The organism is Streptomyces sp. TLI_105 (genome assembly GCF_900105415.1).
Taxonomy (GTDB): Bacteria; Actinomycetota; Actinomycetes; order Streptomycetales; family Streptomycetaceae; genus Streptomyces.
Genome location: NZ_FNSM01000001.1, coordinates 3,709,794 through 3,732,339, shown reverse-complemented (window position 1 = coordinate 3,732,339; position 22,546 = coordinate 3,709,794). Strand labels below are relative to the sequence as shown.

The window sequence follows — 22,546 nt, the reverse complement described above, 5'->3', positions numbered from 1 at the left end:
GGTCAGGCAAGGGTCGGCTGCGCCGTCACCTTCACCCGCCTCAGCAGTTCCTCGTACGCCGTCGGGTCGAACTCGCCGGCCACCGGGGAGAGCACCGTCGCCGCCGAGAGGGCGACCGCGCGGGTGAGGCGTTCGGGCCAGGGGGTCTCGTCGACCAGGCCCGAGAGGAGGCCGGCGACGGCGGAGTCGCCCGCGCCCGTGGGGTTGCCCTTCACGGCGGCGGGCGGGGCCGCGCGCCAGACGCCCTCGGGGGTGGCGGCGAGCACGCCCTCGGGGCCGAGCGAGGAGACCACCGCGCGGGCGCCCCGGCGGCGGGCGTCGCGGGTGGCCCGGTGGGGCTCGCGGGCCCCGGTCAGCTGGGCGAGTTCCTCGGCGTTGGGCTTGACCAGGTCGGGGCGGGCGGCGATGCCGCGCCGGAGGGGTTCGCCGCTGGTGTCCAGGAGGACGGGGACGCCGACCGTCCTGGCGAGGCGTACGAGTTCCGCGTACGCGCCGACGTGGATGCCCGGCGGGAGGCTGCCGCAGAGGGCGACCGCGCGGGCTCCGTCGAGGAGCGCCGTGAAGCGGGTGCGGAAGGCGGTCCATTCGGCGGCGGTGACGGTCGGGCCCGGTTCGTTGAGCTGGGTGGTGTTCCCGCTCGCGGTGTCGACGACCGCGACCGTGCGGCGGGTGGGGCCGGCGGTCTCGACGAGTTCGTCCCGGACCGTCGAGTGCTCCGCGAGTCGCTCCCTCAGCATCGCGCCCGTGGCGCCGCCCGCGAAGCCGGTGGCGACCGTCTCGTACCCGAGGGCGGCGAGGACGCGGGCGACGTTGAGGCCCTTGCCGCCGGGCCGCTCGATGACCTGGGTGACCCGGTGGGAGGCGTGCGGGGTGAGGGCGGGGACCCGGTAGGTGAGGTCCAGTGCCGTGTTGAGGGTGACCGTGAGGATCACGACCTGTCCGCCCCCCCCGTACTCCGTGTGAAGTCCTGCGGAACGTGCGTTCCGACGGGCACCGATCATGCCAAAGGAAAGGCGGTTGGCCCAGACCCGCGGCCGACCGCCTTCGCGCGTGACACCTGATCAGGCGGCTGTGTCCGCCGTCGGGTCGACGATCCATTCGCCCTTGCGCATGACGCCCCTGAGCTCGAACTCGGCGTCGAGGACGACGATGTCGGCGTCCTTGCCGGGTTCCAGGGAGCCGACGCGGTCGTACATGCCGAGGAGGCGGGCCGGGTTGGCGGAGATGGCCTGGACGACCGCTTCGACCGGCAGGGCGTCGATGGTCGCCGCGCGCTTGAAGGCGCGGTCCAGGGTGAGGGTGGAGCCGGCGATGGAGCCGCCCTCGACGAGGCGGGCGACGCTGTCCTTCACGTCGACCGCGAGCGGGCCGAGCATGTAGCGGCCGTCGCCGAAGCCGGCGGCGTCCATGGCGTCGGTGATGAAGGCGACGCGTTCGGGTCCCGCGTGGTGGAAGGCGAGCTCCAGGGCGGCGGGGTGGAGGTGGGTGCCGTCGTTGATGAGCTCGACGGTGATCCGCTCGTCCTCCAGGAGGGCGGCGATCGGGCCGGGGGCGCGGTGTCCGAGGGCGGGCATCGCGTTGTAGAGGTGGGTGGCGACGGTGGCGCCCGCGTCGATGGCCGCCCGCGTCTGCTCGTACGTGGCGTCGGTGTGGCCGATGGCGGCGATGACGCCGTGCTCGGCGAGGAGGCGTACGGAGTCGAGGCCCCCGGGCAGCTCGGTGGCGAGGGTGACCATCTTGGCCCGGCCGCGGGCGGCGTCGATCAGCTTGCGGACCTCGGCCGGGTCGGGGTCGCGGAGCAGGGTCTCGTCGTGGGCGCCCTTGCGGCAGGGGGAGATGAAGGGGCCTTCGAAGTGGAGGCCGGCGAGGTCGCCCTGTTCGGCGAGTTCGGAGAGCAGTCCGGCGCGCCGGGCGAGGAAGTCCATCTCGCCGGTGACGAAGGAGGCGACGACGGTGGTGGTGCCGTGCAGGCGGTGGGTGTGGACGCCCTTGAGGACCTCGTCGCCGGTGCCGGAGGTGAAGGAGGCGCCGCCGCCGCCGTGGTTGTGCATGTCGACGAAGCCGGGGACGAGCCAGTGGCCGGTCAGGTCGACGGTCGGGGCGCCCTCGGGCGCCGAGCCGGCGATGCGGTCGCCGTCGACGATCACGCGTCCGTTCTCGACCGTTCCGGTGGGCAGCACGACGTGTGCGCCGGCGAGAACCTTGTGATCGGCCATCAGGCGGAAACCTCCGAGTCGAGGGAGAGAAGGTCCCAGGCGAGGAGGCCCGCGCCCAGGCATCCGGCGGTGTCCCCGAGGGCCGCCGGGACGATGGCGGGCAGCTTCTGGAACGTGACGCGTTCCTCCACGGCGGCCCGGAGTGGTGTGAACAAGGTTTCCCCGGCTTCGGCGAGACCGCCACCGATGATGAGCGTGCGGGGGTCGAGGAGGGTGAGCGCGGTGACGAGGCCGTCGGCGAGGGCGTCGACGGCGTCCTGCCAGACCCGTACGGCCGTGGGGTCGCCGGATTCGACGGCCTTCGCGCAGTCGGCGGCGTCGGCGTCGGGGTCGCCGCTGGCCTCGGCCCAGGCGAGGGAGACGGCGGAGGCGGAGGCGTACCGCTCCAGGCAGCCGCGCTGGCCGCAGCCGCAGTCGGTGCCGCCGGGGCGGACGACGATGTGGCCGATCTCGCCGGCGTAGCCGTGGGCGCCGGCCTCGATGCGGTCGCCGATGCCGATGGCTCCGGCGATGCCGGTGCCGAGGGGGACGAAGAGGAAGCGGTCGGCGCCGTTGCCCGCGCCGATGCGGCCTTCGGCGAGGCCGCCGGTGCGGACGTCGTGGCCGAGGGCGACGGGGACGCCGTCGAGCCGGCGGCTGAGGAGTTCGCGCATGGGAACGTCGCGCCAGCCGAGGTTGGCGGCGTAGACGGCGATGCCGTTCTCGGCGTCGACGATGCCGGGGACGGCGACTCCGGCGGCCGCGGCGGGCTCTCCGTACCGCTCCTGGCCGAGGGCGCGGAGCTCTTCGGCGAAGCCGAGGATGGTCTCCACGACGGCCTCGGGGCCGCGCTCGCGCCCGGTGGCGCGGCGGGCCTCGTGCAGCAGGGTGCCGTCCGCGCCGACGAGGGCGGCCTTCATGCCGGTGCCGCCCACATCCAGGGCGATGACGTGTCTCACGGGGGACAGTGTGTCGCGCGAGGACCCAAAAGGTCTAGTCCACTGCTGAGGATTGTTGCGTACGGATACAAATTCGAAGGCCGCCATGGGGTCATGGTCCCGCCGCAGTTGCGGAAGTGATACCCAAGTGGTGTAGACCTCATGCGTGGGGGCGAGGCAGACTTACGGCCTTGAGAAGAGCAAACACGCAGCTCAATGCGGCGGAAGCTCTGGTGGAACGACAGCTCGACGATGAGCAAGAGGTGGATGAAGCCGTGGAGCGGCGACGATTCCTTGGACTGACCGCGGCCGCCGCCGCCCTCGGACTGACCGCGACGGTCGCCGGCTGCGGCGCCCTGGGCGGCGACTCCGGCGACGTGACCCTGAGGCTGGTCGCCGCCGACTACGACCTGACCGGCGGCGACACCACCAAGAAGTACTGGGCCGACCTCGTCGCCGCCTTCGAGGCGAAGCACCCCGGCGTCAAGGTCGAGGTCCAGGTCGAGTCCTGGGACGACGTCGACCGCAAGGTCGCCGAGATGGTCAGGGCCGGCAAGGCCCCCGACCTCGCGCAGATCGGCGCCTACGCCGACTACGCCGCCGCCGGACAGCTCTACGCCGCCGACGAACTCCTCTCCATACCCGTCCAGGCCAACTTCCTCGGCCCCCTCGTCGCGGCCGGCGAGTACAAGCGCACCCAGTACGGCATGCCGTTCGTCGCCTCCACCCGGCCGCTCTTCTACAACAAGGCCCTCTTCCAGGAGGCCGGCGCCAAGGCCCCCACCACCTGGGACGAGCTCGTCGAGGCCGCCGAGAAGCTCAAGGCCAAGGGCGTCGCCACCCCCTTCGCCCTGCCCCTCGGCCCCGAGGAGGCCCAGGCCGAGGCCCTCATGTGGCTGCTCAGCGGAGGCGGCGGCTGGACCGACGCCTCCGACCGCTACGCCGTCGACTCCGACGCCAACGTGCGCACCTTCGAGTGGCTCCGCAAGAACCTCGTCGGCAAGGACCTCACGGGACCGGTCGCCCCCGGAAGGCTCAACCGCAAGGCCGCCTTCGCCGCCTTCGCGAACGGCCAGGTCGGCATGCTCAACGGCCACCCCTCGCTCCTCAAGGAGGCCGCGAAGAAGGGCGTCCAGGTCGGACAGGTCCCCCTCCCCGGCGTCGACGGCCCGCCCAAGACCTCCATGGGCGTCGCCGACTGGATCATGGGCTTCCGGCAGAACGGTCACCGCAAGGAGATCGGCGACTTCCTGAACTTCGTCTTCAGCGACGAGAACGTCCTGAAGTTCGCCGGGGACAACGACCTGCTGCCGGTCACCGTCACCGCCTCCACCCGCATGGAGACCGACCCCGCCCACGCCAACCTGCGCGTCTTCCTCAAGGTCCTCCCCGACGCGCAGCTCCCGCCGGTCGGCAAGACCTCCTGGGCCAAGGTCAGCGAGGACGTCAAGCAGAACATCGGCAGGGCCGTCGCCCCCGGCGGCCGCCCCGCCGACGTCCTCGGCCGGATCGGCCGGGCGGCGACGGCGGCGGAGGCAGCCGAGTAATAAGTTGGTCGTATGACCGAAGAGACGGCGGACGGCGAGAGCGGGCTCGGGGAGCGCGAGCGGGCGCTGCTCGCCGTCGAGCGCCGCTCCTGGCCCGGTCCCGGTGCCAAGGAGCGGGCCGTCCGCGAGCGGCTCGGGCTCTCCCCGACCCGCTACTACCAGCTGCTCAACGCGCTCCTCGACGACCCGCGCGCCCTGGCCCACGACCCCGTGACCGTCAACCGGCTGCGCCGGGTCCGCGAGGAGAAGCAGCGGAGGAGAGAAGGGTGACCCCGTGCGGGGTGACCCCGGCCACGCTGACGTGACCCCCGTACGTGGGTAGGGTCGGGAACATGGTCAGCAGCCTTCCGCACCCGACCACATCCGCCGGACACGACGGTCTGGCCGCGCTCCTCGCGCGCCCGGCGGACGCCGTCGTCGCCCTCGACTTCGACGGCACCCTCGCCGAGATCGTCCCCGACCCCGAGCAGGCCCGCGCCCACCCCGGTGCCGTGGCCGCCCTCGCCGCGCTCGCCCCCCAGGTCGCCTCCATCGCCGTCGTGACCGGCCGCCCCGCCGGGGTCGCCGTCCGCTACGGCGGCTTCGCCGGCGTCCCCGGCCTGGAGCACCTCGTCGTCCTCGGCCACTACGGCGCCGAACGCTGGGACGCCGTCACCGGCACCGTCCAGGCCGCCGCCCCGCACCCCGGCGTGGCCTCCGTCCGCGCCGAGCTCCCCGGCTTCCTGGACCGGGCCGGGGCCTGGCGGGGCGTCTGGATCGAGGAGAAGGGCCGCGCGGTCGCCGTCCACACCCGCCGCGCCCAGGATCCGGAGGGCGCCTTCGAGGCCCTCAAGGGCCCGCTGGGCGAGCTGGCCGTCGCCCACGGCCTGGTCCTGGAGCCCGGCCGCATGGTCCTGGAGCTGCGGCCGCCGGGCATGGACAAGGGCGTGGCCCTTGCGAAGTACGTACGGGAGGTGGGCGCCGGGTCCGTGCTCTACGCGGGCGACGACCTGGGCGACCTGCCGGCCTTCGCGGCGGTCGAGAAGCTCCGCTCCGACGGGACCCCGGGCGTTCTGGTGTGCAGCGGCTCCACCGAGGTCCCGGAGCTGGCCGGCCGCGCGGACCTCGCCGTCCAGGGTCCGGCGGGCGTGGTCGCGTTCCTGACGGAACTGGCGAGGGCGGTACGGGAGGGCTGAGGCCCCTCCGTACCGCCCCGTCAGGCGGAACCGCGACCAGCGGTTTCCGTACGGATCAGTGCGCGGCCGGGTTGGCGACGCTGATCGTCAGGTCGTCGCCGGCGTCACCGGTGACCGTGACGCGCACGCCGTGACCGGCGACCTTCACGCTGGCCTGCGGGGCCGTCGTGTCGTAGTACGCGTTCGGGTCGGTGTCGTCGAAGACGGGGATGCCCGGGACGGAGGGGGCGCAGGCCGCCAGCGTCTGGACGGTCTGGTTCGGGCCCTTGCCGGTCAGGACCTCCTTGTGGAGGCAGGTCGCGTCCGTGGCCTCCAGGCCGAAGGTCGCGTCGAAGGGCTGGCGCCGGTTGCTGGGCGCGGTCCCGTCGGCGTACCGGAAGGGGGCCGGGCGGGCGTCGACGGCCATCGCCGAGCCGCCGCCGGGGTGGTCGCTGACGTTGTTGTCGTCGAAGGAGCGGTCGACGTACCAGACCAGCATGCCGTTCTGGAACGTGAACCACTCGACCCAGTCCGGGGCGGTGACGCCCTTGCTGAACTGGTACGGGCCCTCGGCGAGGAGCGCGTCGGCGCCGACGTACTCGCGGTTCTCCACGAGGTAGTACCGCGGGGAGGTGGCCGTCTCGGTGCCGGTCGAGATCTTCCAGCGGCCCTGCGCGGTCCAGCCGCCCACGCCCTGCTCGACGTCGTCCGACGCCAGGGTCGTCCCGCCGGAGGTCAGCGAGATGTCGTCCAGGAAGGCGCCGGCGAAGTGCACGCCGCCGTCGCTCTGGTAGCGGAAGCGGAAGAGGGACGGCTTGCCGGCGGAGTCGTACGAGTAGCGCAGCGTCGTCCACTTGCCGGCCGAGGAGCCGGAGACGGACGTGCCCGCGCGGGCCCAGGTCGCCCCGCCGTCGAGGGAGTACTCGGCGAAGAGGTAGTCGAAGTCGGCCTCGATCTCGTACCAGGCGCTCGCCTTGACGGTCACCTTCGGGGCGGCCGGGACGGAGCGGGTGAGGGACTGGTTGAGGCCGTCGGCGGAGCCGGTCCACCAGGCGTGCGTGCCCGAGGTGGGCGTGGCGTAGGTGGTGCTGCTCGTCTTGTCCGGGAGCGCGACGCGGACGGCCTGCTCCTTGCCGGCGACCTGGAGGGCGGCCGGGCTCAGGGTGTACGAGCCGGTGGCGCCGAGCGGGGCGTCGGCGTGGTCCAGCCAGCCGAGGAAGAGCTTCTCCTCGGCGCCCATGAGGCCCGGGCGGGTGCCGATGCCCTCGTTGGCGGCGGCGCCGTGGCCGAGCCAGGAGCCGGAGCTCATCAGGGTCCAGAAGGCGGTGGAGTTCTCGCCGCCGTTCGTGTCGTAGAAGTCCGGCAGGCCGAGGTCGTGGCCGAACTCGTGGCAGAAGACGCCGAGTCCGCCGTTCTCGCCCTCGGTGGTGTAGTCGCCGAGCCAGTACTTGGACTGGCCGATGCGGGCGCCGCCCTGCTTGTTCTGGGCGCCGGAGACGTCGGGCCCGGTCAGCCCGTAGTCGTCGCCGTTGACGTACCAGCGGTGGGACCAGATGGCGTCCTCGCCCTGCGCGCCGCCGCCGGCGTCCTCGCCCATGCCGGCGTGCACGGCCTGGAAGTGGTCGATGTAGCCGTCGGGCTCGTCGAAGTTGCCGTCGTGGTCCCAGTCGTTGCGGTCCCAGACGTCGAACTGGGCGAGGTACGCGTCGATCTCGGCCGGGGTCTTGCCGGCGGCGAGCTGCGCGTTCCACCAGGCGTCGCCGGTGTCCTGGATGAAGGCCCAGGAGCCGCCGGTGTCCTCGACGGAGTTGTCGCCGTAGGTGGAGGCGTTGCCGGGGACCTTGACCCAGTCCTCGACGGTGTTGGAGACCGAGTAGCGGCCGTTGGACAGCTTCTCGTAGAAGGTCTTCATGGACTCGCCGGAGCCGTTGAAGTGGTTCTCGTAGTAGGCCTTCGAGAAGTCGGCGGTCCAGGCGTTGGAGTTGTCCTTGGTCCGGTCGGGCTGGGGTATCCGGTTGTGCAGCGGGCCGGGGACGGTGCCGAGCTTGCCGGAGCCCTGGTCGCCGAACTCGGAGAGGATCGTGAAGATCTTCTCCTGGCGGGCGGCGGTGGTGGTCTCGGTCTCGGTGAACTTGCCGGGCGCGACCTCGACGACGCCCTTGGCGTTCGCCTTGGCCTTGCCCTTGGCGATCAGGTCGATCGCCTGCTCGCGCAGCTGGGTGCGCTGCTTCGTGAGGGGGCCGGGACGGTTGTCGGGCCGGTGCGCGTTGGCGCCCGCCGGTGCGGCGTCCCGGGCTTCCTGCGCGGCGGCGGGGGTGAGCCCCGCGGCGAGGAGTGCGGTGAGCGCCGACCCGAGGGTCATGCTCACGACAATCTTCTTCACGTGTTTCGCGATCCTTCCGCTTGCCTCATGCGCCTCATGGGGAAAAACGGATCGCCTGGGGGAACGATCGCCGCGAGTGTGACACGGGACGACCCCTCAGGAGGAGGGGTCGCACACCGAATAACGGCTACGGATTCCCGCTCATCGAAGCAACAGGTCCACCACACCCGTCAGGTCCTCGTCACCGCTTCCGACGTCGAGCCGACGGCGCATCAGCTCGAAATAGGGCCGGAGCAGTTCCGGGCTGACGCCCTGCCCCTCGGCCGTGGCCAGGAACGTCGACGTGCCGGCCACCTGCATGGCGAGGGGGGAGACCACGTCCGTGGTGAGGTCGCCGCTCTTGAGCCGGTCGGCGGTCTGCAGGACGTACGGGTCCGCCATCGCCGAGACGTAGCCGGAGAGCAGCGGGGCGAACGCCACGGGGTCGATGTCCTCCCGGTGGATCAGCGCGAAGGCGTGCGCCGCCCCGGCGAACATCCCGTACATGCCGCTGAGCAGGGCCACGTCGTGCAGGGCGGCGAAGCCGGCGTCCTCGCCGACGTACTTGGTCCCGGCCGGGACGGCGAGGGCGGTCCGGTGGAGCTCGAACAGTTCCCGCGAGCCGCTGTAGAAGACGTAACCGCCGGCCTCGGGGACGCCGATCATCGGCGGGATGGCCATGATCCCGCCGTCCAGGTAGCGGGCGCCCCGCTCCTCGGCCCACACGGCCCGGGCGCGGGCCTGGGCGGGAGTCGTGGTGGTGAGGTTGACGAGGTCCTTGCCCGCCAGGTCGACGCCGTCCAGGGTGGTGCCGACGGAGTCGTCGTCGAGCAGGCAGAGGACGACGAGGCCGCCCGCCGCGACGGCCGCGGCCGCGCTGTCCGCACCCTTCGCCCCCTCGGCGACGAGCGCCTCCGAACGGGCGGGGGTGCGGTTCCAGACGGTGAGCGGATACCCGGCGGCGAGCCAGGTGCGGGCGAGGGCGGCACCCATGGCGCCGAGGCCGAGAAGGGAGACGGGGGTCGTCGGAGGCGTGTTCGCTGTCATGCCCACAAGGCTGCTTCGGGCCTCTGAGCTGCTCAAGTACCCACTTGGAAGTGGGTGGTTACCCTGGGGTGAGCAAGCAGGTCAGGAGGGTGGGGGACATGGCGACACTGAACCGACCGGGTGCGCCCGACGGTCACGTCTGCGGCATCGACACCGCGATGGAGGTGATCGGCGGCAAGTGGAAGGTGCTCATCCTGTGGGCGCTCCACGAACAGCCGCACCGCCGCTTCGGCGAACTCCGCCGACTGGTCCCGGGCATCACGGAGAAGGTCCTCGCCTCCCACCTGCGCGAGATGGAAGCGGACGGCATCGTCGACCGAGCCTCCTACGACGAGGTCCCGCCCCGCGTCGAGTACGCCCTCACCCCGGCCGGCATCCGCCTCAACGAGGCCCTGGAGCCCCTGGCCGCGTGGGGCAGGGAGCGGGCCGGGGACACCCCCTAGCCCCTGAGCGCGTCCAGCTGGTCCAGGAACCAGCGCTGCGGGGGCTGGGACGTGGACGTGGCCGCCAGGCGCTTCGTGCGGTCCGTGCGCTCGGACGGGGGCATCGTGAGGGCCGTGTGCAGGGCCTCGGCCGTCTCCGTCACGTCGAAGGGGTTCACCGTGAGCGCGTCCTCGTGGAGCTCCTCGTAGGCGCCCGCCTCGCGGGACAGGACCAGGGCGCAGCCCGCCTCCGAGACGACCGGTATCTCCTTCGCGACCAGGTTCATGCCGTCGCGCACCGGGTTCACCAGGGCCACGTCCGCCAGTCGGTAGGCGGCCAGGGAGCGGGTGAAGTCGTCCTTCACCGAGACCAGGACCGGCTGCCAGCCCGCCGTGCCGAACTCGGCGTTGATCTCCTCCGCCAGCTCCCTCACCGCCGCCGTGTACGACCGGTAGGAGTCGAGGTCCTGGCGGGAGGGATAGGCCGAGGCCAGGTGGACGACCCGCTCGCGCCACTCCGGGTGGACGGTGAGGAGCTCCCGGTAGGCCAGCAGGCCGCGCAGGATGTTCTTCGACAGCTCCGTGCGGTCGACCCTGACGATCGTCTTGCGGCCGCCGACCTCGTTCCGCAGTTGCGCCAGGCGCTCGTCCACCTCCGGGCGGTGCGCGAGCGCCCGCAGCTCCTCGCCGTCCACGCCCAGGGGGTGTGCCGCGACCCGGGTGCTTCCGAGGTCGCCCGCGCAGTCCTCGAACGCCCTCGCCCAGGCCCGGGTGTGGAAGCCCAGCCGGTCCGCGCCGAGCATGCCCCGGAGAAGTTCCTCGCGGATGTCGTCCGGGAGCATCCGGAGGTACGGAGGGGAGGCCCACGGGGTGTGGGTGAAGTGGGCGATGCGCAGGTCCGGGCGGAGCTCGCGGAGCTGACCCGGGACGAGGGCCAGGTGGTAGTCCTGCACCAGGACCGCCGCGCCCTCCGCGGCCTCCGCCGCCAGCGCCTCGGCGAAGGCGCGGTTGTAGGCGCGGTACGACTCCCAGCGGCGGCGGAACTCCGCGTCGAAGACCGGCCCCCGCGGGATGTCGTACAGGTGGTGGTGGAGGAACCACAGCACCGAGTTCGCGATGCCGTTGTACGCGTCGGCGTACACCTCCGGGTCGATGTCCAGCATCCGCACGCCCGGCTCGCCGGTCCCGCGCCGGACCGCCTCCCGGTCGCCCTCGCCGAGCGCCGCGCACACCCAGAGACTGTCCTGGGAGCCGATGGCGCTCAGGCCCGAGACCAGGCCGCCGCCGCCCCTTCGGGCGTCGAGCGAGCCGTCCTCGCCGAGCACGTACGAGACGGGGCCCCGGTTGGATGCGACGAGCACAGTAGCCATGTGGCGAACCTAGCCCGTCCCGTAAACGCTCAAACGTACGTATACGAGACAGGCTGATCCGGCCACGCTCCGTCGCCGCGGATCGATCGCGGGACCTCCGCGTCACGCCACCCGGCGCTGCGCGTACTCCGCGATCTCGACCATCGGCGGCCGCTCCTCCGTGTCCACCGCGTACGTCCGCGGCTCGAAGCCCTGCTCGCCCCGCTCGAACTGCGTCAGCCGCGGCCGCACCAGATGCCCGCGCGAGAGCCGCAGCTGCGCCGTCCGGTAGATCGCCGCCGCCATTCGGCCCAGCGCCTGCCCGTCCTGGTGCCGGTGCTTGCGCACCCCCACGTCCACCTGTGCGAGCGCGTCCAGGCCCACCGTGTGCAGGGCGTCCACCAGCAGCCCCAGCTCCACTCCGTAACCGACCGGGAAGGGCAGCCGTTCCAGCAGCGAGCGCCGCGCCGCGTACTCGCCGCCCAGCGGCTGCACGAAGCCCGCCAGCCGCGGCCAGTGGAGGTTGAGCAGCGGGCGGGCCACCAGTTCCGTGACCCGGCCGCCCTGACCTGGAGTGTCGCCGAAGGGGCGGTCGTACATCGCCTTGACGAAGTCCACGTCCGGGTCGGTGAGCAGCGGGCCCACGATCCCCGTCACGAAGTCCGCCGAGAAGTCCCGCAGGTCCGCGTCCACGAAGCACACGACGTCCCCGCCCGTCACCATCAGTGACCGCCACAGGACCTCGCCCTTGCCGGGCACGGTCGGTATCCGGGGGAGTATCGAGTCCCGCGCGACCACCCGCGCGCCGGCAGCCGCGGCCACCTCCGCCGTGCGGTCCGTGGAGCCCGAGTCGATCACCACCAGCTCGTCGACGAGCGGAACCGCCTCCGTCATCAGCTCGCGACGGATCACGGCGACGATGTCCCCGACCGTCGCCTCCTCGTTCAGCGCCGGCAGGACGACGCTGACCTTCGTGTTCCGCTTGGCGGCGAGGATCCGCTCCAGCGGCCGGTCCGCCACGGACCAGGACCGCCGGTCCAGCCAGCGCTCCACCTCTTCCAGCACTTGATCTCCATCTCGCGGTTCGGACGGCCGGTCCACGCGTCCGGGCCTTCGGTTACAGTCTTGAACAACGCGGATGCCCGATGCACGTCGGGGTGCCGACCGCGTCGGAGCGCAGGAATGAAAGTCCACCGCGCTTCACAATCGAATACCGCTCATCCAGAGGGGCAGAGGGAAACGGCCCGTTGAAGCCCCGGCAACCCTCCAGTCGGTTTGTCTCACCCACCCGTCTCCCGGCCACCACCCCTGGTGGTGTCCTGACGGACGCAGCTTGTTTGCGCGAGGCCCCCGGCTAGGGAAGGTGCCAAATCCGTCTCATGGCGAAAATTCGTCAATGGGAAAGATGAGGAGAAAGGGCCTCGCCTCCATGGCTGTACAGACCGCTACCCCCACCACCGTCGACCTCGGTCCCGCGTCCGGACTCTCCTGTCGCGAATGCGGTGAGGTCTTCCCGCTCGGACCGATCTTCGCCTGCGAACTCTGTTTCGGACCGCTCGAAGTCGCCTACGACCTTCCCACCGGTGACCCCGAGGCGCTGCGCAAGCAGATCGAGGCCGGCCCCGCCAACATCTGGCGCTACGCCCCGCTGCTGCCCGTCCCGGCCGACGTCGCCGAGAAGCCGAACCTGAACCCCGGCTGGACCAAGCTCGTCCAGGCCGACAACCTCGCCCGCGAGATCGGCGTCGCCCCCGGCAAGCTCTTCGTCAAGGACGACTCCGGCAACCCGACCCACTCCTTCAAGGACCGGGTCGTCGCCCAGGCCCTCGAAGCCGCCCGCGCCTTCGGCTTCACCACCCTCTCCTGCTCCTCCACCGGCAACCTGGCCGGCGCCGTCGGCGCCGCCGCCGCCCGCGCCGGCTTCCGCTCCTGCGTGTTCATCCCGCACGACCTGGAGCAGGGCAAGGTCGTCATGGCCGGTGTCTACGGCGGTGACCTCGTCGCCATCGAGGGCAACTACGACGACGTCAACCGCTTCTGCTCGGAGCTCATCGGCGACCCGCTCGGCGAGGGCTGGGGCTTCGTGAACGTCAACCTCCGCCCGTACTACGGCGAGGGCTCCAAGACGCTCGCGTACGAGATCTGCGAGCAGCTCGGCTGGGTCATCCCCGACCAGCTCGTCATCCCGATCGCCTCCGGCTCCCAGCTCACGAAGATCGACAAGGGTCTGCAGGAGCTCATCAAGCTGGGCCTCGTCGAGGACAAGCCGTACAAGATCTTCGGCGCCCAGGCCGAGGGCTGCTCCCCGGTCTCCGCGGCCTTCAAGGCCGGTCACGACGTCGTCCGGCCGCAGAAGCCGAACACCATCGCCAAGTCGCTCGCCATCGGCAACCCGGCCGACGGCCCCTACGTCCTCGACATCGCCCGCCGGACCGGCGGCGCCGTGGAGGACGTGAACGACGAGCAGGTCGTGGACTCGATCAAGCTCCTCGCGCAGACCGAGGGCATCTTCGCGGAGACCGCGGGCGGCGTCACCGTCGGCGTCGCCAGGAAGCTCGTCGAGGCGGGTCTGATCGACCCCAACCTCACCACCGTCGTCCTCAACACCGGCGACGGCCTCAAGACCCTGGACGCGGTGGCCGACACCTCTCAGGCGACCGTCACCATCCGCCCGAGCCTGGACGCGTTCCGCGACGCCGGCCTGGCCGTCTGAGTCCGTCCGCCTCCCAGGCCCACCGAAAGGTTTCGAAGACATGGCCGTGAACGTCCGCATCCCCACCATCCTCCGCACCTACACGGGCGGTCAGTCCGAGGTCCAGGCCGAGGGCACGACCCTCGCCGAGGTCATCGCGGACCTGGAGAAGAACCACACGGGCATCGCCGCCCGCGTCCTGGACGACCAGGGCAAGCTGCGCCGCTTCGTCAACGTCTACGTGAACGACGACGACGTGCGCTTCGAGCAGGGCCTGGAGACGGCCACCCCGGCCGGCGCGGGCGTCTCGATCATCCCGGCCGTCGCCGGAGGCTGCTGAGGCCCACGGGCTCATCGAGCCTTACCAGTCAGTACGAATTGCCCCTTCCGCGCGATAAGCGGAGGGGGCAATTCTGCATGGTTGAGCGCGGTAGAGTTGGGGAAGTCCCCTCCGCTGTTCATGCCGGGCGCATATGAGAATGCGTCGCCGCGCGACAAGAAACAGCCAAAGTGTGTGCGCGTTGTGTACCTTCTGCGCGCTTTGCCGGGCCCGACTTGCCCCGTGATCCGGGGATTCTCCCCAATTCCCCTTTCCGTCGCGCCCAGAATTCTTCGGTCGAATGACCTGTTGCAGAGGGCAGTTGGGCAGATACATTCAGCCGCGGTCGACGCGTTCCGGCGCAGAGGTCTGACCCGGGTCCGCGAAGTGCGGGTCCCGCGCAAGGGCCAGTAATAGGGGAGTTAGGCATGGCTCAGGGCACCGTCAAGTGGTTCAACGCGGAGAAGGGCTACGGCTTCATCGCGGTAGACGGTGGTGCGGATGTTTTCGTCCACTACAGCGCGATCCAGATGGATGGCTACCGCAGCCTCGAAGAGGGCCAGCGGGTCGAGTTCGAGATCTCGCAGGGCCAGAAGGGTCCGCAGGCGGACATGGTCAAGCTCGCCGTCTGAGCGCGGCGCGATCGGCCACCGACGCAACGCCGTCGAGGGGTCCGCATCCCTGAGGGGATGCGGACCCCTCGCGCGTTCCCGCCCCCTCGCGCGTTCCCGCCCCCTCGCGCGTTCCCGCTCCTCCCCGCTCCGCCCCCCGATCCACCTCCCGAAACCCGAGAGTCGCTTGCACTCTCATAGGGCGAGTGCTAATCATTGGCGTTAGCACTCGGAAGGTGAGAGTGCTACGAGGATCGGGCAGACGAGGTCGCCGGCCGGGTGGGGCAAGGAACCACGCGGAGTCGCGGAGGCCGTCCGTCGCGGGCGTCGGCGCGGTCCTGGAGCGTTATCCACCCCATGTCCGGGAGGACCACTTCACATGGCCAAGATCATCGCGTTCGACGAGGAGGCCCGGCGCGGTCTCGAGCGCGGCATGAACCAGCTCGCTGACGCCGTCAAGGTCACCCTCGGCCCCAAGGGCCGCAACGTCGTCCTCGAGAAGAAGTGGGGTGCCCCCACGATCACCAACGATGGTGTCTCCATCGCCAAGGAGATCGAGCTCGAGGACCCGTACGAGAAGATCGGCGCCGAGCTGGTCAAGGAAGTCGCCAAGAAGACGGACGACGTCGCCGGCGACGGTACGACCACCGCCACCGTCCTCGCCCAGGCGCTCGTCCGCGAGGGCCTCCGCAACGTCGCCGCCGGTGCCAACCCGATGGCCCTCAAGCGCGGCATCGAGAAGGCCGTCGAGGCCGTCTCCGGCGCCCTGCTCGAGCAGGCGAAGGATGTCGAGACCAAGGAGCAGATCGCTTCCACGGCCTCCATCTCCGCCGCCGACACCCAGATCGGCGAGCTCATCGCCGAGGCGATGGACAAGGTCGGCAAGGAAGGCGTCATCACCGTCGAGGAGTCCCAGACCTTCGGTCTGGAGCTGGAGCTCACCGAGGGCATGCGCTTCGACAAGGGCTACATCTCGGCGTACTTCGCCACCGACATGGAGCGCATGGAGGCGTCGCTCGACGACCCGTACCTCCTGATCGTCAACTCCAAGATCTCCTCCGTGAAGGACCTCCTTCCGCTCCTGGAGAAGGTCATGCAGTCGGGCAAGCCGCTGCTGATCATCGCCGAGGACGTCGAGGGCGAGGCCCTGTCGACCCTGGTCGTCAACAAGATCCGCGGCACCTTCAAGTCCGTCGCGGTCAAGGCCCCGGGCTTCGGCGACCGTCGCAAGGCCATGCTGAACGACATCGCCATCCTCACGGGCGGCACGGTCATCTCCGAGGAGGTCGGCCTCAAGCTCGAGAACGCGGGCCTGGACCTGCTCGGCCGCGCCCGCAAGGTCGTCATCACCAAGGACGAGACCACCATCGTCGACGGTGCCGGTGACAGCGACCAGGTCGCCGGTCGCGTGAACCAGATCCGCGCCGAGATCGAGAACTCCGACTCGGACTACGACCGCGAGAAGCTCCAGGAGCGCCTCGCGAAGCTGGCCGGCGGCGTGGCCGTCATCAAGGCCGGTGCCGCGACCGAGGTCGAGCTCAAGGAGCGCAAGCACCGCATCGAGGACGCCGTTCGCAACGCGAAGGCGGCCGTCGAGGAGGGCATCGTCGCCGGCGGTGGCGTGGCCCTGCTCCAGGCGTCGAACGTCTTCGAGAAGCTCGAGGCGGACCTGTCGGGCGACGAGGCCACCGGTGCCAACATCGTCAAGCTGGCCCTCGAGGCCCCGCTGAAGCAGATCGCCGTCAACGCCGGCCTCGAGGGTGGCGTCGTCGCGGAGAAGGTCCGCAACCTGCCCGTCGGCCACGGCCTGAACGCCGCGACCAACGAGTACGTCGACCTCATCGCCGAGGGCATCATCGACCCGGCGAAGGTCACGCGCTCCGCGCTGCAGAACGCCGCGTCGATCGCCGCGCTGTTCCTCACCACCGAGGCCGTCATCGCCGACAAGCCGGAGAAGGCCGCCGCGCCGGCCGGCGGCGGCATGCCGGGCGGCGACATGGACTTCTGATCCTGACGGATCGGCAGTTCATCGCTGAACGCGAACGAGGGCGGCACCCCCTGGCGGGGGGTGCCGCCCTCGGGCGTTGCGACGGACCGGGTCAGCGCACGTCGACGTAGTCGGCCCACGGGGCCGGCGAGTGGAAGTGCGTGGAGTCGCCCCAGTACCGGATGCGCCAGCTGCCGTCCACGAACGCCTTCGCCTTCAGCGAGATCTCCCCGTGCGCCCCGGTCCGGCCCGTGGCGACCTGACGCCAGGTCGTCGTGCCCTTCGCCTGGAACTGCAGCGCGACCGGCGCGTAGCCGTACACCCGCCAGGCGCCGCGCGTGTAGTGCTCGAGCGTGCCCGTCGCGGTGACGTACGCGCCCTTGGTGACCGGCTCCGGGCCGGCGTTCATCCCCGCGATCCGCGTGGGCGTGCGGACGAGGTGGAAGACCCGGCTGCTGGACTCGGCGTACGCGTCGGACGTCAGGTGCCGGACGCGGAAGTAGCCGCCGTTGCTGGTGGCCCCGACGTAGAACGTCGTCCAGTAGTCGGCGGACGCCGTCGCGGCGGACAGCTTCCGCCAGCCGGTCTTCCCGTCGGCCGACTGCTCCAGCTGCACGTACTGGGTCGTCGAGGTGCTCCGCCCGTACGGCGCGTACCGGGGCCGGAAGACGCCCGTCACCCAGACCTTCGAGTCGGCCGTGAGACCGCCCCCGACCAGGTCGATGCGGGACTCCCACGGCACGGCGATCGCGCCGCCGGGCTCGGCGAAGCTCAGGTACGGGTCGACGGACGAGACCCGCCAGTACTCGCCGTACTCCACGCCCGAGGCGGCGACGAGACGCGCCGAGAAGCGGCCGTCGGCGTCGGTGTAGACGGTCCTGCCGTAGGGGGTGCCGTAGGTGTAGTAGCCGAGGGACACCAGGACCGGCTGGTTCGCGAGCGGGGCGCCCGCCGCGCTCGGGTCGGTCATCCGGCCGCTGATCGTGACGGTCTCGCCGCTGAGCGCCCGCTTCTTGTCCGCGGCGGCGGTGACCGTCACCGTACGGGGCTTGACGTCGGTCACGTAGCGGTACTGCTCGTCGGAGCCGTGCACCTCGGTGCTGTCCTCGGAGAACACGGCCTTGTACTCCGTGCCCCAGCCGGGCGCGGCCACGGCGACCGGACCGCCGAGGTAGGCGCCGCCGTCGTCGGTGACCGCCGTCGTCGGGGAGCCCGGCGTCGCGCCCACGGGCTCGACGGTGACCGTGCGGCCGGACAGCGGCACCTCGTCGCCGGAGCCGGGCTGGATGCCGACCAGCGTGCCCTGCGGGTGGGCGTTCCGGTCGTCCCAGGCAGGGGTGCCGACGCCGAAGGTGAGCTGGGGCCGCAGCCGGAAGTCGAGCGTTCCGGCGCCGGTGCGGGTGGACGTGTTGCCCAGCGAGTCGGTGGCCGTGACGTCGATGGCGTACGTGCCGAGCGCCGGGATGGTGCCGCCGTCCTCGGTCAGTCGGAGCGCGGCCTCGGCGGGCACGAGGAAGCGGCCCGCGAGGTACGGGTCCCAGGTGTTGCCCGGGGCCAGGGCGGGGATCTCGGCGAGGACGGTGTCGCCCTGCCGGATCCGGGCCGAGACCTTGGTGACCTTGGCCTGCGGGGCGTCGGTCCAGGCGGCGACCTTGAAGGTGCCGCGCTGGCCGTCGTCGGTGACGGCCGTTCCGATGCCGATCGGGCCGGACGCGGCCGGTGCCTCCTCCGCGAGGGCGGGGAGGGCGGCGGCGGACAGCGTGGCGGCGGTCAGCGCCGCGACCAGGGAGAGACGGGGGCGGAGGCGGAGGTCAGCGCGCATCGATGTACTTCACATTCGTCTCGCTGTAGAAGTAGCCGGCCGGCGGCTGCAGGGCCATGGCCCAGGAGCCGTCCCCGTAGGCGGTGGCCCGGTAGCTGAAGTTGCCGTAGGTGTTGGTCGTGACGCTCTGGGTGACCCAGTACCACTGCGTGTCGCCCTTGGGCTTGAAGTACAGCGTCAGCCGCGCGCCCGGGTAGGCCTTCCAGACGCCGTTGACCTTGCGCTGGACGGTGCCGGAGACGGTCATCTTGCCGTTCACCACGGGCCGGGTGGGGCTGATGGTGAAGGCGGAGAAGCGGGTCGCGTAGCGGGCGAGGCGGATGCTCGTACCGGCCTTGGCGACGAACTGGTCCGTCTCCGGGTGGTAGACCCGGTAGCGGGCGTCGGTGTAGCCCCAGGCCGACAGGTTGTACCCGCAGGAGGGGGCGGTGCCGGAGCGCAGGGTGCCCCAGGTGCGCCCGCCGTCGCGGGAGTACTGGAGGACGGCCGGCTGGGTCGCGGAGCAGTAGTTGCTGCCGATGGTGCCGGTGGCCGTGACCTTGCCGTACGCGTCCAGGGTGATCCGGTACGAGGAGTACGAGAACGGCTGCGGGACGGCGATGTCGTTCCGGTCGTACGGCCGGTAGCTGTTCGTGTAGTACGGCGACGGGCGCAGCGACGTGTAGATGGCGTCGGTGGCGTAGTACGGCCGCACGTTCAGCGAGAAGGTGCCGTCCGCCGCGGCGGTCACGCCGCCCAGCGAGGTCGGCGTGGTGCTGAAGCTGGGCTCGGCACCGCCGGAGGCGACGACGGGAGCGCCGGCGAAGGGCTTCCAGCCGTCCGGGGTGAGCCGCTCCACCCGCCCGGTCACGCGGACGTCGGTCCCGGCGAGGACGCGGTACTTGCTGACGTCCGAGCTGATCCGGTACCGGAGGGTCGCGTCGATCCCGAGGTTCGGCACGTACGCGGCGGCGTCCGGGTCGAGGTCGGTCCCCGCCGCGAGCACGGTGGCGGTGCCGTTCTGGAGGGAGCCGTTGGGCGTGACCGGGAGCGCGAAGGCGCCGTCGGCGCCCACGAGGACCTCGGCGTTGATGGTGCGGTTGCTGATGTTGCTGTCCTCGACGGGCAGCGAGAGCCGCACCTTCGTGCCCTCGGGGGCGGTGGTCCGCTCGCCGGTGGACGGGTCCCACAGGGTGGTGGTGCCGGAGAGCACGACCGTGCGGTGGTCCCAGTCCGTCGAGGGACGGTCGAAGGAGAGCTTCCCGACGCCGACGTGCTTGTGGTGGCCGTAGGTGCCGCCGGTCCACTGCTTGGTGGTCTCGCCGGCGAGGCGGTAGTCGACCCGGACCGGGTAGTCGCCGAGGGCGGTGCCCAGGGGCAGGGTGAGCGGCTCCTTCGTCGTCACCCGGCTGCCGTACGGGATCACCTCCTCCGTGGAGGCGAGGACGGCGGCGTCGGGAGCGGCGGAGGCCAGGACGCTGACCTTCACCCAGAGGGCGTCGGAGGGCAGCGTGACGGTGTAGCGTCCGCTGTCCTCGGTGATGCCGGTGATGTTCGTCCAGTCGGCGTGGGCCGCCGGGGCGTGGATGACGGCGGGCACGGTGACGCCCGCCGAGAGTGCGAGAACGGCTGCGGCACGCACGAGGGCGTGCGGAAGCCTGCGCGTCGAGCGCGGCAAGAGGGACCCCCCACAGGTCGTGATGGCGGCTCGCATGATCGAGGCGGCCGCGTGGGAGCACCATAGCGCCAGGGCTTTGAACGTGTTCACTCGCTTTACCGCAGTGCCGGGGTGATCCTGGAATGGTCCCTTCGTGAAGGGAAAGTCCGATGGTCACCCTTCTGACGACACCGGCCGACCGCGAGTTGGTCGTCACGCGCACCTTCGACGCCCCGCCGGGCCGCGTCTGGGAGGCCTGGACGCGGCCGGAGCACGTACGGGAGTGGTACGGGGGAGCCGGGCTGACCACGTCCGTCGTCGACATCGACCTGCGGGCGGGCGGCGCCTGGCGCTGGGGCCAGACCGGGCCGGACGGCCAGGAGATCGTCTTCTCCGGCACGTACGAGGACGTCGTCCCGGCGGAGCGGCTCGACTACACGGAGGTCTTCGAGCAGATGCCGGACGCCGGGCCCGTCCGCGTGACCCTCACCTTCGACGCGACCCCCGACGGCGGCACGGCCCTGACCAGCACCTCCTTCTGGCCCTCGAACGAGATCAGGGACCAGGCGCTGGCGGCGGGAATGGAAGCGGGGGTGAGGGAGCAGTACGACCGGCTCGCGGTGTACCTGGAGGGGATGGGGTGAGCCCCGGCGGGGGCACGGGTCGGGTCGGCGGGTCAGTGGCGGAAGAGGGCCGTCCAGAGGAAGGACTCGCCGAAGACCGGGGAGTCGGCGGTCTGGGCGCGCATGCGGCGTAGCTCGATCTCCGTCAGGTCGGTCTCCGTCGGGCCGGTGAAGATGGTGCGGAGCGAGGTGTCGGTGTAGGCGAGCCCGCCCTCCAGGCGGCCCTTCCGGTAGAAGTCGACCTCCGGGAGTTCGGAGCCCAGGCCGCCCTCGCCGGCCGCGAACGCGGTGAGCGCGAAGTGGCCGCCGGGGGCGAGGACGCGGTCGAGGCGGGCGAGGTAGCTGACGCGGCGGTGCGGGGGCAGGTGGTGGAAGCAGCCGGAGTCGTAGAAGAGGTCGTACGGCCCGTCGAGGGGCGCGGTGAAGGCGTCGCCGCACAGGAACCGGACGTTCTCGACGCCCGCCCCGGCGGCCGGTTCCTCAGCCCAGGCGATGGCGGTGGGCGAGAGGTCGACCGCGGTGACGTCGAAGCCGGCCGAGGCGAGGTGGAGGGCGTTCCGGCCGGGCCCGCAGCCGAGGTCGAGCGCCCGGCCGCCGGCCGGGAGCAGGCCCTGCTCGACGTACGCCACGAGGTTCTCGTCGGGCTTGGCGACGAAGAACGGCACGGGCTTGTCCCGGTCCGCGGAGAACCCGTCCCACCACTCGGCCCCGCCCTCCGTCCACCGGTCGGCACCGGGCGAGAACAGGCCGTCGAGCAGGGTGAGGACGTCGTCGACGGTGCGGATGGTGCGATCGGTCTGGGTCATGTGGATCTCTCCTCCGAGTCCCCCAAAAATGCGGGGAGTTGAGGAAAAAATCCCAGGCCAGAGGTGGCGAGTGGACCTGTTGTGCGAGGGCGGAGGGGCCGACCCCAGGGGCCGGGGCGGTGTACGGGCCCCGGGGAGGCCGCCTCCAGGCCCGGGAGGGGGCTTTCCCGGGGCCCGCGGGGGTAAGTTCTGGCGCGCGCCGCCGGTTCGCTTGAGCGCGCGATCCGGCTGCTGACGGGGGTCCCGCCGACCTCGGCCTTGGCCGTACGACCACGGCCGGGCCCTCGGGCGTTCGGGCGTCTCGTCAGGCCGGCGGCGCCAGCAGGTCCTCGTCCTGGCCCGAGCGGCGCAGCGACTCCGCGACGAAACCGTTCGCCTTCAGCTCCTCGACCGTGTCGCGGAGGAAGGCGACCGTCTCGGGGCGGCGCCCGACCGTCGTCCCCACGGCCTGCCGGATCTCCATGAACCGGCCCTCGATCAGCCGCACGTCCGGGTGCACGGCGGCGTACGCGGTCATCGGCTGGCGGATGCCCGCGCCCGCCTCCAGGGCCTCGGACCGGAACGTGTCGACACCCTCGTCGCCGCGCACCACGGTCGCGTGCACGAGGTTCCTCGACAGGAACAGGTCGTACGCGGAGCCCTTCTTGACGCCGATCCGCACGCCCGGCGCGTCCACCTCGGCCACGGTGCCGAGCGCCGAGTCGCGCGGCACGGCGTACACCCCCTCGATGACGACGTACGGGGCGGTGAACGCGACCTCCGTCTCCCGCGCCGGGTCCACGGCCAGGAAGCAGAGGTCGGCCCGGCCGTCCGCCATCGCCTCGAAGGACTTCCGCGCCGCGTCGAAGCAGAGCAGCTCCACAGGGAGGCCGAGCCGCGCCCCGATCTCCCGCGCCAGGTCCACGGTGATCCCGCCCGGCGCCTCGGGCGCGCCCTGGGCGAGCACCGGGTTCCCGAGGTTGATCGAGGCCCGCAGGACTCCGGTGGGGGCGAGGTCGGCGGCGAGGGACTTCGGCGCGGTCGTCATGGGCGGAGT

20 protein-coding genes and 1 riboswitch are annotated in these 22,546 nt (G+C 71.6%); of the genes, 9 read left to right on the top strand and 11 right to left on the bottom strand.

Going from position 1 to position 22,546, the window contains the following annotated elements:
* Positions 1 to 2: 2 nt before the first annotated feature.
* The 3 genes from BLW86_RS16960 to BLW86_RS16950 form a co-directional block, all read right to left on the bottom strand.
* Positions 3 to 932 (bottom strand): 1-phosphofructokinase family hexose kinase, encoded by a 930-nt coding sequence (locus BLW86_RS16960; protein ID WP_093874822.1) that lies wholly within the window; start codon positions 930 to 932, stop codon positions 3 to 5.
* A gap of 129 nt (positions 933 to 1,061) precedes the next feature.
* On the bottom strand, positions 1,062 to 2,216 hold the full coding sequence (gene nagA / locus BLW86_RS16955; RefSeq protein WP_093874821.1) for an N-acetylglucosamine-6-phosphate deacetylase: 1,155 nt from the start codon (positions 2,214 to 2,216) through the stop codon (positions 1,062 to 1,064).
* Positions 2,216 to 3,154, bottom strand: coding sequence for an ROK family protein (locus tag BLW86_RS16950; RefSeq protein WP_093874820.1), 939 nt, complete (start codon positions 3,152 to 3,154; stop codon positions 2,216 to 2,218). Before BLW86_RS16950 ends, nagA begins: the two co-directional genes overlap by 1 nt.
* Before the next feature lie 242 nt (positions 3,155 to 3,396).
* On the opposite strand from BLW86_RS16950, the gene BLW86_RS16945 reads away from it, so the two are divergent.
* The 3 genes from BLW86_RS16945 (at position 3,397) to otsB (ending at position 5,855) form a co-directional block, all read left to right on the top strand.
* On the top strand, positions 3,397 to 4,680 hold the full coding sequence (locus BLW86_RS16945; protein WP_093874819.1) for an extracellular solute-binding protein: 1,284 nt from the start codon (positions 3,397 to 3,399) through the stop codon (positions 4,678 to 4,680).
* Positions 4,681 to 4,692: 12 nt separating this feature from the next.
* Positions 4,693 to 4,950: a DUF3263 domain-containing protein gene (locus tag BLW86_RS16940; protein WP_093874818.1), complete on the top strand. Its 258-nt coding sequence runs from the start codon at positions 4,693 to 4,695 to the stop codon at positions 4,948 to 4,950.
* A gap of 62 nt (positions 4,951 to 5,012) precedes the next feature.
* Complete coding sequence (otsB, locus tag BLW86_RS16935) at positions 5,013 to 5,855, top strand: trehalose-phosphatase (protein ID WP_093874817.1); 843 nt, start codon at positions 5,013 to 5,015, stop codon at positions 5,853 to 5,855.
* A gap of 55 nt (positions 5,856 to 5,910) precedes the next feature.
* On the opposite strand, the gene BLW86_RS16930 is transcribed toward otsB, so the two are convergent.
* Both BLW86_RS16930 and BLW86_RS16925 read right to left on the bottom strand, forming a co-directional pair.
* Positions 5,911 to 8,217: an immune inhibitor A domain-containing protein gene (locus tag BLW86_RS16930; protein WP_093874816.1), complete on the bottom strand. Its 2,307-nt coding sequence runs from the start codon at positions 8,215 to 8,217 to the stop codon at positions 5,911 to 5,913.
* 141 nt (positions 8,218 to 8,358) lie between these two features.
* The gene (locus BLW86_RS16925) at positions 8,359 to 9,243 is read right to left on the bottom strand and encodes an NAD(P)-dependent oxidoreductase (RefSeq protein ID WP_093874815.1); all 885 of its coding nucleotides are present in this window, start codon (positions 9,241 to 9,243) and stop codon (positions 8,359 to 8,361) included.
* Positions 9,244 to 9,341: 98 nt separating this feature from the next.
* On the opposite strand from BLW86_RS16925, the gene BLW86_RS16920 reads away from it, so the two are divergent.
* Positions 9,342 to 9,686 carry a winged helix-turn-helix transcriptional regulator gene (locus tag BLW86_RS16920; protein ID WP_093874814.1) on the top strand — a complete coding sequence of 115 codons (345 nt, stop codon included), beginning with the start codon at positions 9,342 to 9,344 and terminating at the stop codon, positions 9,684 to 9,686.
* Here the strand turns inward: BLW86_RS16920 and BLW86_RS16915 are convergent.
* Both BLW86_RS16915 and BLW86_RS16910 read right to left on the bottom strand, forming a co-directional pair.
* Positions 9,683 to 11,035 carry an alpha,alpha-trehalose-phosphate synthase (UDP-forming) gene (locus BLW86_RS16915; protein WP_093874813.1) on the bottom strand — a complete coding sequence of 451 codons (1,353 nt, stop codon included), beginning with the start codon at positions 11,033 to 11,035 and terminating at the stop codon, positions 9,683 to 9,685. The two genes, BLW86_RS16920 and BLW86_RS16915, sit on opposite strands and share 4 nt — an antisense overlap.
* A 102-nt stretch (positions 11,036 to 11,137) precedes the next feature.
* Positions 11,138 to 12,079 (bottom strand): glucosyl-3-phosphoglycerate synthase, encoded by a 942-nt coding sequence (locus tag BLW86_RS16910; RefSeq protein ID WP_093874812.1) that lies wholly within the window; start codon positions 12,077 to 12,079, stop codon positions 11,138 to 11,140.
* Between the two features lie 149 nt (positions 12,080 to 12,228).
* A riboswitch (SAM riboswitch) is annotated at positions 12,229 to 12,426 on the top strand.
* Here BLW86_RS16910 and thrC point away from each other — a divergent pair.
* The 4 genes from thrC to groL all read left to right on the top strand — a co-directional run bounded on the left by thrC (position 12,420) and on the right by groL (position 16,644).
* Positions 12,420 to 13,727: a threonine synthase gene (gene thrC / locus BLW86_RS16905; RefSeq protein WP_093874811.1), complete on the top strand. Its 1,308-nt coding sequence runs from the start codon at positions 12,420 to 12,422 to the stop codon at positions 13,725 to 13,727. (Overlaps the previous riboswitch by 7 nt.)
* Positions 13,728 to 13,767: 40 nt before the next feature.
* Positions 13,768 to 14,046 carry a MoaD/ThiS family protein gene (locus BLW86_RS16900; protein WP_055598878.1) on the top strand — a complete coding sequence of 93 codons (279 nt, stop codon included), beginning with the start codon at positions 13,768 to 13,770 and terminating at the stop codon, positions 14,044 to 14,046.
* 407 nt (positions 14,047 to 14,453) lie between these two features.
* The gene (locus BLW86_RS16895; RefSeq protein ID WP_015035246.1) at positions 14,454 to 14,657 is read left to right on the top strand and encodes a cold-shock protein; all 204 of its coding nucleotides are present in this window, start codon (positions 14,454 to 14,456) and stop codon (positions 14,655 to 14,657) included.
* Positions 14,658 to 15,015: 358 nt separating this feature from the next.
* Positions 15,016 to 16,644 carry a chaperonin GroEL gene (gene groL, locus BLW86_RS16890; protein ID WP_030693129.1) on the top strand — a complete coding sequence of 543 codons (1,629 nt, stop codon included), beginning with the start codon at positions 15,016 to 15,018 and terminating at the stop codon, positions 16,642 to 16,644.
* 91 nt (positions 16,645 to 16,735) lie between these two features.
* On the opposite strand, the gene BLW86_RS16885 is transcribed toward groL, so the two are convergent.
* A complete protein-coding gene (locus BLW86_RS16885; RefSeq protein WP_093874810.1) occupies positions 16,736 to 18,445 on the bottom strand; it encodes a peptidase associated/transthyretin-like domain-containing protein in 1,710 nt (569 codons plus the stop codon).
* Entirely contained in the window at positions 18,435 to 20,066 is a 1,632-nt protein-coding gene (locus tag BLW86_RS16880) for a hypothetical protein (protein WP_093874809.1), read from the bottom strand. Before BLW86_RS16880 ends, BLW86_RS16885 begins: the two co-directional genes overlap by 11 nt.
* Positions 20,067 to 20,251: 185 nt before the next feature.
* On the opposite strand from BLW86_RS16880, the gene BLW86_RS16875 reads away from it, so the two are divergent.
* Positions 20,252 to 20,725 carry an SRPBCC domain-containing protein gene (locus tag BLW86_RS16875; protein ID WP_093874808.1) on the top strand — a complete coding sequence of 158 codons (474 nt, stop codon included), beginning with the start codon at positions 20,252 to 20,254 and terminating at the stop codon, positions 20,723 to 20,725.
* A gap of 32 nt (positions 20,726 to 20,757) precedes the next feature.
* On the opposite strand, the gene BLW86_RS16870 is transcribed toward BLW86_RS16875, so the two are convergent.
* Complete coding sequence (locus BLW86_RS16870; RefSeq protein WP_093874807.1) at positions 20,758 to 21,510, bottom strand: class I SAM-dependent methyltransferase; 753 nt, start codon at positions 21,508 to 21,510, stop codon at positions 20,758 to 20,760.
* 304 nt (positions 21,511 to 21,814) lie between these two features.
* Entirely contained in the window at positions 21,815 to 22,537 is a 723-nt protein-coding gene (locus BLW86_RS16865; protein WP_093874806.1) for a transporter substrate-binding domain-containing protein, read from the bottom strand.
* Positions 22,538 to 22,546 lie beyond the last annotated feature (9 nt).

Coding starts and splice junctions, on each gene's coding strand:
- BLW86_RS16885 (WP_093874810.1), bottom strand. CDS start 18,445: ATGCGCGCTGACCTCCGCCTCCGCCCCCGTCTCTCCCTGGTCGCGGCG.
- BLW86_RS16875 (WP_093874808.1), top strand. CDS start 20,252: ATGGTCACCCTTCTGACGACACCGGCCGACCGCGAGTTGGTCGTCACG.
- BLW86_RS16900 (WP_055598878.1), top strand. CDS start 13,768: ATGGCCGTGAACGTCCGCATCCCCACCATCCTCCGCACCTACACGGGC.
- otsB (WP_093874817.1), top strand. CDS start 5,013: ATGGTCAGCAGCCTTCCGCACCCGACCACATCCGCCGGACACGACGGT.
- BLW86_RS16915 (WP_093874813.1), bottom strand. CDS start 11,035: ATGGCTACTGTGCTCGTCGCATCCAACCGGGGCCCCGTCTCGTACGTG.
- BLW86_RS16940 (WP_093874818.1), top strand. CDS start 4,693: ATGACCGAAGAGACGGCGGACGGCGAGAGCGGGCTCGGGGAGCGCGAG.
- BLW86_RS16865 (WP_093874806.1), bottom strand. CDS start 22,537: ATGACGACCGCGCCGAAGTCCCTCGCCGCCGACCTCGCCCCCACCGGA.
- BLW86_RS16870 (WP_093874807.1), bottom strand. CDS start 21,510: ATGACCCAGACCGATCGCACCATCCGCACCGTCGACGACGTCCTCACC.
- thrC (WP_093874811.1), top strand. CDS start 12,420: ATGAGGAGAAAGGGCCTCGCCTCCATGGCTGTACAGACCGCTACCCCC.
- BLW86_RS16895 (WP_015035246.1), top strand. CDS start 14,454: ATGGCTCAGGGCACCGTCAAGTGGTTCAACGCGGAGAAGGGCTACGGC.
- BLW86_RS16925 (WP_093874815.1), bottom strand. CDS start 9,243: ATGACAGCGAACACGCCTCCGACGACCCCCGTCTCCCTTCTCGGCCTC.
- BLW86_RS16920 (WP_093874814.1), top strand. CDS start 9,342: ATGGCGACACTGAACCGACCGGGTGCGCCCGACGGTCACGTCTGCGGC.
- groL (WP_030693129.1), top strand. CDS start 15,016: ATGGCCAAGATCATCGCGTTCGACGAGGAGGCCCGGCGCGGTCTCGAG.
- nagA (WP_093874821.1), bottom strand. CDS start 2,216: ATGGCCGATCACAAGGTTCTCGCCGGCGCACACGTCGTGCTGCCCACC.